Source organism: Ideonella paludis, assembly GCF_018069865.1.
GTDB classification, from domain to species: Bacteria; Pseudomonadota; Gammaproteobacteria; order Burkholderiales; family Burkholderiaceae_C; genus Ideonella; species Ideonella paludis.
Genome location: NZ_JAGQDG010000001.1, coordinates 544614 through 557428, shown reverse-complemented (window position 1 = coordinate 557428; position 12815 = coordinate 544614). Strand labels below are relative to the sequence as shown.

Genomic DNA, 12815 nt, shown 5'->3' with positions numbered 1-12815 from the left:
CCGCTACATGAACCATCCTTTGCATCTGCCTGACCTGCCCGAGGTCCCGGCCTCGCTCAGCGAACCGCTGGCCCCCGTGGTGGCGGGGCCTGGTCAGCGACGCCGGGTGGTGCATTGGCCGACGCGTCTCAAGGGCCTGCTGGCCACTTACCTGCCCTTGTTGATGATGGCCTTGCTGGCGCTGGGCACCTGGTGGTTGGTGAAGAACGCGCCCAAGCCTGTCGGCCCCGCGGCCGAAAAAGCCGTCCGGCATGAGCCTGACTACACCATGGCCACCTTCAGCATTGAGCGCTTCGATGCCCAAGGCCGTCCCATCGCCCGCTTGATGGGCGAACAACTGCGCCACTATCCGGACACCGACGAGATCGAGATCGACATCGTGCAGCTCATTGCCACGGGCGAGGATGGCCGCGTCACCCATGCCACCGCGCGACGCGCCGTAGCCTTGGGCGATGGCACGCAAGTCCGCTTGGAGGGCGGCGCCAAGGTGGTCAGTACCGGCGCCGAGGGCGACGTGGTGCAGATCGAAGGCGATCGCTTGATCGCCTATCTCAAAGAGCGCCGCATGGTGGCTGACAAGCCGGTGCGCGTGCGCCAAGGCCAGAGTGAGTTCCAGGCCGATGCCCTGGACTTTGACCAAACCCAGGGCCAACTCCTGCTGCAGGGCCGAGTGCAAGCCCGCCTGCAGCCCAATGTGGCCCCAGCCTTCCTAAAGCCCTGATGAGCAACGCCCCTGCTGCGGTTTCGTCGCACCCTTTGGTGTTCATCACCGGGGCCTCCAGTGGCATCGGCCAAGCGCTGGCGCTGCAGTTTGCGCGGCAAGGCTGGCGTCTGGCTCTGGTGGCACGGCGGGTCGAAGTGCTTCGTGAGTGGGCACTTGCTCAAGGTTTCACCCAAGATCAATGCTGGGTCACCGCAGCCGATGTGCAGGATGTGGACAGCATTGTCGCGGCCGGTCAGCGCTGCTTGGCGGAGTGCGGCCTGCCCGATGCCGTCATTGCGAACGCCGGCATCAGCGTGGGCATGGACACCGCCATTCGCGAAGATCTGGACGTGATGCGCGACACCTTCGCCACCAACAACTTAGGGCTGGCGGCGACCTTTCATCCCTTTGTCGCACCCATGCGCGAGCGCCGCAGCGGCCGCTTGGTGGGGGTGGCCAGCGTGGCCTCCATCCGCGGCTTGCCGGGGCATGGCGCTTATTGCGCCAGCAAATCCGCTGTGGTGGCCTATTGCGAAAGCCTGCGCGGCGAATGCCGCCCGTTCGGGGTGCAGGTGGTGACCTTGGTGCCGGGCTATATCGCTACCCCGCTGACGGCGGCCAACACCTATCCCATGCCATTTTTGATGCAGCCCGAAGACTTCGCCCAGAAGGCCTTTGAGGCCATCACGGCGGGCAGCAGCTACCGGGTCATTCCCTGGCAGATGGGGGTGGTGGCCAAGCTGATGCGCCTGCTGCCCAACCCGGTGTTTGACGCCCTGTTTGCCGGGCGTGGCCGAAAGAAGCGGCGCGGCGAGGACTGAGCCCCCAGAAATGCAAAAAGCGCAGTGGTTGCCCATCTGCGCTTTTGATCGGGGTCTGGAGCCTTAGAGGCTCCAGAGGGGCTGATCAGTAACCGCCGCGGCCACCGCCGTAGCCGCCACCGCCGCCGCCACCACCACTGCGGCCACCGCCGCCGTAGGGGCTACGGCCGCCGCCGCCAGCACCGCCGCCACCGTAGGGGCTACGGCCACCGCCGCCAGCGCCACCACCGTAGCCGCCGCCACCGCCACCACTGCGGCCGCCACCGAAGCCACCCGGACGCTCTTCGCGAGGACGGGCTTCGTTCACGACAATAGCGCGGCCTTCGAGGGCCTGGCCGTTCATGCCGTTGATCGCGGTTTGTGCTTCAGCATCCGAACCCATTTCGACGAAACCGAAGCCCTTAGAGCGGCCGGTGTCGCGGTCCATCATGACCTTGGCGGACGTGACGGTGCCGAATTCAGAGAAAGCTTGATGCAGAGAGTCGTCGCGCACGCTGTAAGCGAGGTTGCCGACATAGAGTTTGTTTCCCATCGGGGAAGCTCCTTTAGAACAAAAAGACCATGTGGAGCTTCAACCCAGCGTGAACCATCAAGCGAAGGCGCCGCGTCCATACACAGCAACTTGGGGACGTTTCCGACCCCGACCCATTATGAAACCAATTTCTCTTTGGAAGTAAAGCGCAAAGCAACAAAGTGTCGTTTTTATGTGGGGATAGCATCCGGTCTATGCAGACACGCATCGCCAGCTTGGTCCCCAGCCTCACCGAATTGCTCTTTGCCTTAGGGCTAGGCCCCTGGGTGGTGGCGCGCACCGGCTTTTGCATTCACCCTGCGGCAGAGGCGGGTGCCGTTCCCAAAGTGGGTGGGACCAAAGATGTGAATGTGGCCAAGCTGCGGCGGCTGGCGCCCACGCATGTGCTGGTCAATGTGGACGAGAACCGCTTGGAGACCGTGGCGGCGCTGCGCGAGTTCGTCCCCCACATCATCGTGACCCACCCTTGCGGCCCTGAGGACAACCTGGGCTTGCTGGCGCAAATGGCCGAGCACTTTGGGCACTTGCCGCCGGTGCTCCCGCGTGTGCAAACCCTGGAGCGAGAACTGCAGCAGGCTTTGGCCGAGGTGAGCGCTGCCGCGCCCGAGCCGCCGCCCAAAGTGCTGTACCTGATCTGGCGCGAGCCCTGGATGACCGTGGCCCGCGACACCTACATCAGCCGCTTGCTGGCCCGGGTGGGCGCCCAAACCTGGCCCGCGGTCGAGGGCGGCCCGCACGGTGCGGGGCGCTACCCCGTGCTGCAGGGTGACGAGCCTTGGCTCGCGGCCATTGAAGAGGTTTGGCTCTCCAGCGAGCCCTATCAGTTCACCGAGCAACACCTGGCCGCGGCCCAAACGCTGTGCCCGAACGCCCGGGTGCGGCTGGTGGATGGCGAGCTGCTGAGCTGGTATGGGCCGCGGGCCGCGGCGGGCCTGCGCTATGCGGCCGAGCTGCTGACGTGTCGAACTTAACGCCACCTGGCTCGCCAATCGGCAGCGCAGCAGACAGAATGCGCGCCCATGGACTTCCTCAAGCCCCTGATCGCCTTGCTGGCCATCGTCAACCCGATTGGCGTGGTGCCTTTTTTCATTCACTTCACGCAGCACCTCAGCCGGGAGGAGCGCCAGCGCACCATCCGCATCAGCTCTTTGGCCGCCTTTTTGGTCATCGCCATCAGCAGCGTGGCGGGGCTGAAGATCATTGAGTTCTTTGGCATCTCCATCGCCAGCTTCCAGGTGGGCGGGGGGCTGTTGCTTTTGATCTCCGCGCTGAACATGCTGAACGCCCAGCCCGCCGAGAGCCGCGCCAAAGATGTGGACGACGGCCAGGCCAAGGCGGACTCGGGCTCCTCCATTGCGGTGGTGCCCCTCACCATTCCGCTGCTGACCGGACCGGCCACGATCTCCACCATGGTCATTTATGCCGAGAAGACGCGCAGCTTTTGGGAGCATGCCGCCCTGGTGGGCTATGGCGTGGTGATTGGGGTGGCCACGTATCTGGCCTTTTCGGCCTCGGGCCGCATTGCCAAGGTGCTGGGCCAAACCGGCATCAATGTGATGACCCGGCTGATGGGCTTGATCTTGGCCGCCATGGCCGTGGAGCTCTTGCAAGACGGCTTGCTCAAGCTCTTCCCGGTGCTTGGCTCTCATCTGGCGCGTTAAGCCCGTTGTTGATCGCTCCACATGCCCCAGGTCCTGCTGCTCGAAGACGACCCGGCGATTGCCGACACCGTGGTGTTTGCGCTGCAGCGTGAAGGCTTTGAGGTGCAGCATCACCTGCTGTTGCGCGATGCCCACCAACACGCCCTGCGCCAGCGCCCCGATGTGGCGGTGTTGGATGTGGGCTTGCCCGACGGCAATGGCATGGACCTCTGCCGCCAATGGCGTGCGGCTGACGACGTCCGCCTGCGCGCCCTGCCGGTGCTGATGCTGACGGCGCGTGCCGAAGAGATGGACCGTGTGATTGCGCTGGAAACCGGCGCCGACGACTACCTCACCAAGCCCTTCAGCCCGCGTGAGCTGGTGGCCCGATTGCGCGCGTTGCTGCGCCGCTCGGCCCTCTCGCCCGCGCCCGCCGCCAGCCCGGCATCCTTGTTCGAGCTCGATGCCGACGGCCAGCGCATCCGCTATGCCAGCCACACCCTGGGCCTCACACGCATGGAGTACCGCCTGCTGGCCGCGCTCTTGAGTGCGCCGGGGCGCATCCGCTCGCGCGAATGGCTGCTGGACCAAGTCTGGGGCCTGCAGAGCGAAGCCACCGACCGCACCGTGGACACCCACATCAAGACCCTGCGCGCCAAGCTGCGCGAGTGTCGGCCCGATCTGGAACCCATCGCCACCCACCGGGGCTTGGGCTATGCGCTGGAGCTGCCGCCAGCCCGCAGCGACTGAGAGGCCAAGCCATGCGCATCGGCCTGCGCCTCTTGGGGGGCTTCTTGTTGATCACCGGCCTTGCGGCCTTCTTTGTGCTGCGCGTGTTCTTGGCCGAGGTCAAACCCAGCGTGCGCGAGGTGATGGAAGACATCCTCATCGACACCGCCAACCTGCTGGCCGAGACGGCCACGCCAGACTTAGCCGCCTTGCCGCCCGGTGGCACGCTGGAAGGCTCGGCCTTTGCCCAGCAGGTGCAGAACTACGCCAGCCGGCCCATCGACGCCAAGATTTGGGGCCTGAACAAACGCACCCTGGACTTTCGGGTCTATGTGACGGACGCCTCGGGCCGGGTGGTGTTTGACTCCGGCCCCAAACCGGCGGTGGGCGAAGACTACTCCCGCTGGCGCGATGTGGCCCGCACCCTGCGCGGCGAATACGGTGCCCGCGCCACCCGCGAGGTGCAAACCGACGACCGGACCTCGGTGATGTTTGTCGCCGCCCCGGTGCAGCAAGACGGACGCCTGCTGGGCGTGGTGACGGTGGGCAAGCCCCTGGCCACCGTCGCGCCCTTCATCGACCGTGCCGAGCGCAAAATCTTCTGGGCCGGCGTGTGGCTGATGGGCCTGTCGCTGCTGGTGGGATTGGGCGTGACGCTGTGGACCGTGGCCTCGGTGCGCCGCCTGCGCCGCTATGCCTTGGCGGTGGGCGAGCCACAGGGCGACCTGGCCGCCGCGCCCCGGCCGCCCGAGCTGCCCGGCGAGCTGGGCGAGCTGGCCCAAGCCATGGACCGCATGCGCCAGCGCCTGGAAGGCCGGGATCGTCTGGAGCACGATGTGCGCGCCCTGACGCATGAGCTGAAGAGCCCGCTCACCGCCATTCAAGGCGCGGCCGAGCTGCTGCAAGACGAGCTGCCGGCGGCAGATCGACAGCGCTTTACCGCACAGATTGAGGGGCAAGTGGAGCGCCTGCGCGAGCTGGTGGACAAGCTGTTGGCGCTGTCCAAGCTGGAGACCCAGCGCAGCCCCGCCCACCGCGACCCCATCGACCTGGTGGCCCTGACCGAGCAACTGCTGGCCGAGCATGCCGCGCTGCTCAGCCAAAGCGGCCTGACGGTGCACTGGCTGGCGCGAGACCACGCCCCGGTGCGGGGCGATGCTGAAAGCCTCGCTTTGGCCTTGTCCAATGCCCTGGTCAATGCCTGCCAGCACGGTGCCCAAGGCCAGCCGCGCCAGCTTGACCTGGCGGTGCAGCGCGAGGGCCGCGAGGTGTGCTGGAGCGTGCGCGACCACGGCCCCGGCGTGCCCGACTACGCACTGCCGCAGTTGGGCCAGCGCTTTTTTGCCACCGTCAACCCGGTCGATGGCCGCAAGGGCAGTGGCTTAGGCTTGGCCATCGTCGGCCAGGTGGTGGCGCTGCATGGCGGCAGTTGGTCCGTCCAGAATGCCGAGCCCGGCCTGCGCCTGAGCATTCGCCTGCCCTGAGGCGACTTCACGCCCGCTTCACACAGCCCCTTCTGCCTTCACGCAGCAGCGAGATGCTCTGAGCCTTCTGAACCGAGGCTGGAGGCCATCTCATGAAATTCCCCCTGTTGGGCAAAGTTGTCGCTGTGGGCGCCTTCGCGCTGGGGCTCACTATGGTGTTAGCCCGCATCGGCTTTTTGGTGGACGAGCGCGCCGAGCGCCAACAAGAGGCCGAACGCAGCGTGCAGCAGTCCCAAGCCGGCGCGCAAACCGTGCTCGGCCCGCTGCTGCAGCGCCAATGCGCCGAAGAGTGGGACAGCACCGTGGGCGAGGGCAAAGACAAAAAGAAAGTGGTGGAGAAGCGCGAGTTCCTGCTGCAGGCCACGCCCGACAACCTGCGCATCACCAGCGCCCTGAACAGCGAGCCGCGCTATCGGGGCTTGTTCAAGGTCAATGGTTATGTGGGCCGTTTTGCTTTGGACGCCGATTGGGCCAACGCCCAGGCCATGCGGCCGGTGGCCGAGCGCGCCGATGGGCGGCTGAAGTGCCAGCCTGCGGTGCTGCTGCTGGCGCTGGGCGACGTGCGCGGCGTGCGCCAGGCCAAAGCCGTGGTGCAAGGCACAGAGTTTGCGGTGCAGCCCGGCACCCAACATGCCGAGTACAAGCAAGGCTTTCACGTGACCCTGCCTGCGCCCTGGCCCTTGGCCGACGACAAGGCTGCCGTCACGGCGCGCATCGAGCTGGAACTGGTGGGCACGGCGCGCTTGGCCGTGGTGCCCGCTGCCAACGCCACCACCTGGAAGCTCAGCTCTGACTGGCCGCACCCCTCCTTTGGCGGCCGCTTCTTGCCCACCGACCGCAGCATCAGCGACGCCGGCTTTGAGGCGCAGTGGAAGGTGTCCTCCTTGGCTTCGGCCGCGCCCAAGCAGGTGCTGGACGATGCAGCGATATGCGACCTGTCCAACACACCAAGAGGGTTTGATGATGATCAGCGTTACGCCGTCGCAGCGGCGGCCGAAGCCAGCGGCGCCAAGGGCTGCGTAGACACCCTGGCTGTGGCCTTCATCGACCCGGTCAACCCTTATATGCTCAGCGACCGCGCCACCAAGTACGGCCTGCTCTTCATTGCACTGACTTTTGTGGCCGTGGGCCTGGTCGAGGTGCTGGGCAAGGGCCGCGTGCGCCGCGTCCACCCGGTTCAATACGCCTTGGTGGGCTTGGCGCTGACGCTGTTCTTCCTGCTCTTGCTCAGCCTGTCCGAGCACTTTGCCTTTTGGGTGGCCTACGCCGCCGCCAGCACCGCCTGCGTCACCTTGCTGGGCAGCTACACCGCCCACATGCTGGGCCAGCGCAAAGCGGGCGTGCTCTTCGGCGCCGCCATGGCCTTGCTCTACGGCCTGATGTATGTGCTGCTGCAACGCGAACAAACGGCACTCGTCATCGGCTCGGTGGGCCTCTTCACCGCCGTCGCCGCCGTGATGTGGCTGACCCGTCGGGTGGACTGGTATCGCTTGTTTGAGGATGCGCGGGGGACGCCGGACGACAGCAAGTTGGCAGGCTAACCTGAGGGGGCGCCCATCGGACGCCCCCTGGATTCAGGGGCCAAAGATGTAATCGTCAATGGTTGTGGTGGGTGCGCTTAACAGCGTGGTCAGCAGCTTCAGCTCAGTGGCGCTGACGTGGGCATTGCGGTCGGTGGATTTGAAGTAGTACACCGCAGAATCACTGCCGTTGCTGACCGTGAACAGGCAAGTTTGGCCCAAGGCGTAGTTGCTTGTTGCACTGCCAATGGCGAGAGCAGCGCTTTCTGCCGTGATTTCACCCTCAATGTTCTGCGTGCAAATCACCAACTCGGCTTTGTTGGAGAAGCCGCCCGGACTGTTGATGACGCATGCGCCCTCCACGAGCCTGTCGCGGTCACCCACTGGAAGCCCAGCCATGTCGAAACGCAGCACATCATCTGCTGCGTTGAAGTCCCAAATCAAGTCAGCAGCATCAAGGCCGTTGAAGACAAAGGTGTCTCTGCCTTCCTGCCCCGACAACTCGTCGGCTCCGCGGCCACCAATCAGGGTGTCGTTACCCGTACCTCCGGCCAGCGTGTCTGCGCCAGCGCCGAGTTCAATACGATCGTTACCACCCCGGCCGTCGATGAAGTTGCTGCCTCCGGCCACCAGATTGGTGATGGAGTCGTTGTGCTCGCCCAGAGTCAGGTAGAGACTCTCAATGCCTGTGATGCTATTGCCGTATACGATCTTGACTACATTCGGATCGTTGCGCCAGACAATGCTTGTGTCAGCACAACTCCAGTCTGCAGACAGGGAATCAACGCCTGCGCCACCATTTAATACATCGGGGCTTGAGTCGGGGACAAACTGGACACTGTCAATCAATTGATCGTCACCCGCTCCACCCAATAGCGTGTCTGACCCAGTTCCTCCATCCAAGTAATCGACGCCGTCGCCGCCGATCAAACTGTCGTTATCTGCCTCACCAGCCAAAAGGTCGTCGCCTCCTCCGCCGATAAGGGTGTCGTTGCCTCCACCACTCACAAACCAGTCATTTGCGCTGAACCCTGCATTGGAAAGCTTGTCGTTACCGGAACCTGTTTGCACAGAAAACCGCTCAAATCCAGAAAGGGTCATGCTCCCTACGTGTAATGTCTGACATGCACTGTTGACCAGAGTGATGTTGTTGATACTGGCACTCCATTGGGCCGCCAAAGTGTCTAGCCCGTCACCGCCGATAAGTGTGTCTGCGTCATTCTGGTTGGCGTCTACCAATAAGTGCGTCATGAGGTCGTCTCCGGCACCCCCGTGAACGTAGTCTGCGCCTAGGTCGCCATTCAGTTCATCACTACCTTCCCCACCAAGTAGGGTGTCGCTACCGTCGCCACCCAAGAGGAAGTCATTTCCGGCACCACTGGCCAGGTAGTCGTGACCACCTTCGCCAGCGAGTGTGTCATTGCCAATGCTCATCAGGTTTGTTACGACATCATCGCCGTTGGCCAGCAAAAGATGCAGGCTTTCGACATGGGTAATGTCGGTTCCCATCAGTCTGTAGACTTGATCAGGGTTGAGGTGCCAAATGAGGGGACTTGTCGACACGCGTAAATCAACGAAGAGGCTATCTGTATCGGCTCCTCCGTCGATCAACCCCGATGTGCCCATGACGCTTGAAGCTTGGAAACCAAAGCTGTCGTTACCGGCGTCCCCCAGCATCTGATCGATGCCAGCCTCACCCTCCAAGTAATCGTCTCCGTCGCCGCCCATCAGGGTATCGGTACCGCTGTCACCGCTGATTAAGTCATTGCCGCTCCCGCCCTCTAAGCGATCATCACCGCTACCACCATGCATGACGTCTTGTTCGGCCTCACCGTACAGCATGTCGTTACCGTCATCTCCATAAAGGGTATCGACGTCTTCGCCGCCATGCAAAGTGTCATCGCCACCTCCGCCATACAGACCGTCCCATCCGCCCAAGCCATACAAGACGTTGTTCCTGTCGTTGCCACGGATCACGTTATTGAGGTCATTGCCGGTGCCCTGGATAGCCTCCCCAGTCAAGATCAAGTCCTCAACATGGGCGCTTAATGCCGTGCTGACGCTGGCTAGCACGGTGTCGAAGCCTTCTTCGGTGGCCTCAACAACCACATCTGCGGCGTTATCGACGATGTAGACATCGTCGCCAGTCCCGCCAGCCATCGTGTCGGCGCCCTGAAGACCGTCGATCACATCTGCCGCACCGGTACCCGTGAGGTAGTCATTGCCGGTTGTCCCTACGATGACCTGCTGCATCCCAATAGCGCTCGGGTCCGCCAAGGTGCTCGCGAACAAGTCCCAGCGGATGGGACTGAACAGGGATGTCTCGGTGGCTTGGGTGTCCAACTCCCAGGGTTGGCGAACGCGCTGGACGAATAGGCCTCGGCTCATGGTCTCTCCTCACTCCGTTGATGCAATCAAATATGAATGTGTGGGGCCGCTCTTGTGTACTCAACACCTGACAGTGCTTGGCGCAGCCCTTTGAATGTCGGCCTCTGAATTTTCAGTGGGTGGCCATTCCATGGATTGAGCTGTTCAGTGACCCCCCTAGATTGACGGGGGCTTGGGTCGATGGGGCCTTCATCAGGGTTCGCCCGCATCTAAGGTCAAGCGGTCTCGGCGCAGAAGCTTGGCTGCATGCGGCACACTCCCCCATCTCCCCCGCAGTCTTTCTTGTATCCATGAGTTCCAACACCTACGACCACATCGTCATCGGCGGCGGCACGGCCGGTTGCCTGTTGGCCAACCGGCTTTCGGCGGACCCGTCTCGCCGCGTGTTGCTCATCGAGGCCGGTGGTCGGGACGACTATCTGTGGATCAATATTCCGGTGGGCTATCTCTATTGCATTGGCAACCCGCGCACCGACTGGCTCTACAAGACGGAGCCCGATGCGGGGCTCAATGGCCGCTCGCTGCGCTATCCACGGGGGCGGGTGCTGGGCGGCTGCTCCAGCATCAACGGCATGATCTATATGCGCGGCCAGGCGCGCGACTATGAGCAATGGGCCACGCTGACGGGGGCCGAGCATTGGCGCTGGGACCAGTGCCTGCCTTATTTCAAGCGCCACGAGGACCATTGGAAGGGTGAGAACGCCTTCCATGCGGCGCCGGGCTTTGACCCCAAGGGCCAGCGCGCTGGGGGCGAGTGGCGGGTGGAAAAGCAGCGCCTGTCTTGGGAGATTTTGGACGCCTTTGCTCAGGCGGCACAGCAAGCCGGTGTGCCCGCGACGGAAGACTTCAACCGCGGCAGCAACGAGGGCGTGGGCTACTTCGAGGTCAACCAGCGCAGCGGGTTTCGGTGGAACAGCGCCAAGGCCTTTTTGCGCCCCGCTTTTGCGCGCCCCAATTTGCAGGTGTGGCTGGGCGCCACGGTGCAGCGCTTGCTGCTGGAGCCCCAGGCTGATGGTGGCTTACGCGCCGTGGGCGTGGAGATCATCCCCGAGCAAGGCGGAGAGCCCGTGCAGGCCCGCTGCACCACCGAAATGGTGCTCACCGCCGGCGCCATTGGCACGCCGGCCATCCTGCAGCGCTCGGGGCTGGGCCCGGCTCAAACCCTGCAAGCCCTGGGCATCAACGTGCAGCAAGACTTGCCGTCAGTGGGCGCCAACTTGCAGGATCATCTGCAGATCCGCTCGGTCTACCAAGTCAGCGGCGTCAAAACCTTGAACACCATGGCGCACTCGCTGTGGGGCAAGGCGATGATGGGCTTGGAATACGCGCTCAAGCGCAGCGGCCCCCTGAGCATGGCGCCTTCGCAGTTGGGGGCGTTCACGCGCTCGTCGCCTCAGCAGCCGCACCCCAATGTTCAGTACCACGTTCAGCCTTTGTCGCTAGATGCTTTTGGCGAGCCGCTGCACCGCTTCAATGCCTTCACGGCCAGCGTGTGCAACCTCAACCCCAGCTCGCGCGGCCGGGTGGACATCGCCTCGGCCGACCCCAAAGCCGCCCCCGCCATTCGCCCCAACTACCTCTCCACGGCGGAAGACCGGCAAGTGGCGGCCGATTCGCTGCGCCTGACCCGCCGCATCGTCAGCCAAAGCGCGCTGGCCCGCTACCAGCCGCAGGAGATCAAGCCTGGCGTTCAGTACCAAAGCGACGACGATTTGGCTCGCTTGGCCGGCGACATCGGCACCACCATCTTTCATCCGGTGGGCACCTGCAAGATGGGGCGCGATGACGACCCGACGGCGGTGGTGGACGCCCAACTCCGCTTTAAGAGTGTGGCGGGTCTGCGCATTGCCGACGCCAGCGTGATGCCGCTGATCACCAGTGGAAACACCAATTCACCAGTCTTGATGCTGGCCGAGAAGGCCGCCGAGTGGATGTTGCAAACACCCCTAGCCCGGGGTTAGCACGGATACGAGGCGCGCTCGCGCCCCTTTACAGTGCGCTCACTCTCAGCGATGCACCCCCACGGGGTGCCGCGTTGATGGGGGTCCGAGGAGACAAACTGTCGGGCCGATAACCAGAACTCATCGAGCCAGTTGGCCGCCCTCACCCGGGTAGATGCCAGCACGACGCATCGCAAAGCAAGGGCACCAGTCACCGCTGGTGCCCTTTGTTTTTGGGGTGCTACCCTCGACAGCTTTTGCACAGCTTGGATGCAGCAATGTTGGAATGGATCATCGTCACGGCGGCCTCCGCCTTGGCCGGCTTTGTCGATGCCATCGTCGGTGGCGGTGGGCTGGTGCTCTTGCCCGCCTTGTTTGCCACCTTTCCAGCCGCTGCCCCCGCCACGCTCTCGGGCACCAACAAGGGCGCGGCCATCTGGGGCACGGCCTGGGCGGCCAGCCAATATGCCCGCCGCGTCAGCCTGCGCTGGGGGGCACTGGCGCCGGCCGTGGCGGCGGCCCTGGTGGGCAGCTTTGCCGGCGCTTGGGTGCTCACCCTCATCAGCGCCGAGGGCTTGCGCAAAGCCTTGCCCCTGATCCTGCTGGCCATCCTCATCTACACCTTAGCGAAAAAGGACCTGGGCCGCGAACACGCTCCGCGCTTTGAAGGCCGCCAAGAGGCTTGGCTGGCCACCGGCGTGGGCCTCACCATTGGTTTTTACGACGGCTTCTTTGGCCCAGGCACCGGCAGCTTTTTTGTCTTCTTGTTTGTGCGCCTGTTGGGCTACGACTTCTTGCATGCCTCGGCCAGCGCCAAGCTCTTGAACATGTCCACCAACGCAGCGGCCATTGGCTTGTTTGCCTGGAAGGGCCACATCTGGTGGCACATGGCGGCGGTGCTGGCCGTGGCCAATGTGGCCGGCAGCCTGCTGGGCACACGCTTGGCGCTCAAGCATGGGGCGGGCTTTGTGCGCGGCGTGTTCATCGTGGTGGTGGGGGCGCTGATTTGTAAAACCGGCTACGACGCCTTTTTACGTTGAAACTTTCTCAGAACTGAC

11 protein-coding genes are annotated in these 12815 nt (G+C 63.9%); 9 read left to right on the top strand and 2 right to left on the bottom strand.

Annotated elements, in window-relative coordinates; genetic code table 11:
- Positions 1 to 7: 7 nt before the first annotated feature.
- Positions 8 to 721, top strand: a complete 714-nt coding sequence (gene lptC / locus KAK11_RS02515; RefSeq protein ID WP_210805807.1) for an LPS export ABC transporter periplasmic protein LptC — start codon at positions 8 to 10, stop codon at positions 719 to 721.
- Positions 721 to 1524, top strand: coding sequence for an SDR family oxidoreductase (locus tag KAK11_RS02510; RefSeq protein WP_210805805.1), 804 nt, complete (start codon positions 721 to 723; stop codon positions 1522 to 1524). Before lptC ends, KAK11_RS02510 begins: the two co-directional genes overlap by 1 nt.
- A gap of 85 nt (positions 1525 to 1609) precedes the next feature.
- On the opposite strand, the gene rbp is transcribed toward KAK11_RS02510, so the two are convergent.
- Positions 1610 to 2056, bottom strand: coding sequence for an RNA-binding regulator (rbp, locus tag KAK11_RS02505; RefSeq protein WP_210805803.1), 447 nt, complete (start codon positions 2054 to 2056; stop codon positions 1610 to 1612).
- A gap of 194 nt (positions 2057 to 2250) precedes the next feature.
- Between rbp and KAK11_RS02500 the strand changes: the two genes are divergently transcribed.
- The 5 genes from KAK11_RS02500 to creD all read left to right on the top strand — a co-directional run bounded on the left by KAK11_RS02500 (position 2251) and on the right by creD (position 7450).
- Complete coding sequence (locus tag KAK11_RS02500) at positions 2251 to 3027, top strand: helical backbone metal receptor (RefSeq protein ID WP_210805801.1); 777 nt, start codon at positions 2251 to 2253, stop codon at positions 3025 to 3027.
- A gap of 48 nt (positions 3028 to 3075) precedes the next feature.
- Entirely contained in the window at positions 3076 to 3717 is a 642-nt protein-coding gene (locus tag KAK11_RS02495; RefSeq protein WP_210805799.1) for a MarC family protein, read from the top strand.
- Positions 3718 to 3738: 21 nt separating this feature from the next.
- The gene (gene creB / locus KAK11_RS02490; RefSeq protein WP_210805797.1) at positions 3739 to 4446 is read left to right on the top strand and encodes a two-component system response regulator CreB; all 708 of its coding nucleotides are present in this window, start codon (positions 3739 to 3741) and stop codon (positions 4444 to 4446) included.
- Positions 4447 to 4457: 11 nt separating this feature from the next.
- Entirely contained in the window at positions 4458 to 5909 is a 1452-nt protein-coding gene (gene creC / locus KAK11_RS02485) for a two-component system sensor histidine kinase CreC (RefSeq protein WP_210805795.1), read from the top strand.
- Between the two features lie 92 nt (positions 5910 to 6001).
- Positions 6002 to 7450 carry a cell envelope integrity protein CreD gene (gene creD, locus KAK11_RS02480; protein WP_210805793.1) on the top strand — a complete coding sequence of 483 codons (1449 nt, stop codon included), beginning with the start codon at positions 6002 to 6004 and terminating at the stop codon, positions 7448 to 7450.
- A gap of 33 nt (positions 7451 to 7483) precedes the next feature.
- On the opposite strand, the gene KAK11_RS02475 is transcribed toward creD, so the two are convergent.
- Entirely contained in the window at positions 7484 to 9772 is a 2289-nt protein-coding gene (locus KAK11_RS02475; RefSeq protein WP_210805792.1) for a calcium-binding protein, read from the bottom strand.
- Positions 9773 to 10107: 335 nt separating this feature from the next.
- Here KAK11_RS02475 and KAK11_RS02470 point away from each other — a divergent pair, with 335 nt between their 5' ends.
- A complete protein-coding gene (locus KAK11_RS02470) occupies positions 10108 to 11778 on the top strand; it encodes a GMC family oxidoreductase (RefSeq protein WP_210805790.1) in 1671 nt (556 codons plus the stop codon).
- A 260-nt stretch (positions 11779 to 12038) separates the two neighbouring features.
- Positions 12039 to 12797: a sulfite exporter TauE/SafE family protein gene (locus tag KAK11_RS02465; protein ID WP_210806629.1), complete on the top strand. Its 759-nt coding sequence runs from the start codon at positions 12039 to 12041 to the stop codon at positions 12795 to 12797.
- Positions 12798 to 12815: the final 18 nt, after the last annotated feature.

What these genes read in the sequence shown, in the direction of transcription:
- creD (WP_210805793.1), top strand. Translation starts at nt 6,002, where the DNA reads ATGAAATTCCCCCTGTTGGGCAAAGTTGTCGCTGTGGGCGCCTTCGCG.
- creB (WP_210805797.1), top strand. Translation starts at nt 3,739, where the DNA reads ATGCCCCAGGTCCTGCTGCTCGAAGACGACCCGGCGATTGCCGACACC.
- KAK11_RS02500 (WP_210805801.1), top strand. Translation starts at nt 2,251, where the DNA reads ATGCAGACACGCATCGCCAGCTTGGTCCCCAGCCTCACCGAATTGCTC.
- creC (WP_210805795.1), top strand. Translation starts at nt 4,458, where the DNA reads ATGCGCATCGGCCTGCGCCTCTTGGGGGGCTTCTTGTTGATCACCGGC.
- KAK11_RS02470 (WP_210805790.1), top strand. Translation starts at nt 10,108, where the DNA reads ATGAGTTCCAACACCTACGACCACATCGTCATCGGCGGCGGCACGGCC.
- KAK11_RS02510 (WP_210805805.1), top strand. Translation starts at nt 721, where the DNA reads ATGAGCAACGCCCCTGCTGCGGTTTCGTCGCACCCTTTGGTGTTCATC.
- rbp (WP_210805803.1), bottom strand. Translation starts at nt 2,056, where the DNA reads ATGGGAAACAAACTCTATGTCGGCAACCTCGCTTACAGCGTGCGCGAC.
- lptC (WP_210805807.1), top strand. Translation starts at nt 8, where the DNA reads ATGAACCATCCTTTGCATCTGCCTGACCTGCCCGAGGTCCCGGCCTCG.
- KAK11_RS02495 (WP_210805799.1), top strand. Translation starts at nt 3,076, where the DNA reads ATGGACTTCCTCAAGCCCCTGATCGCCTTGCTGGCCATCGTCAACCCG.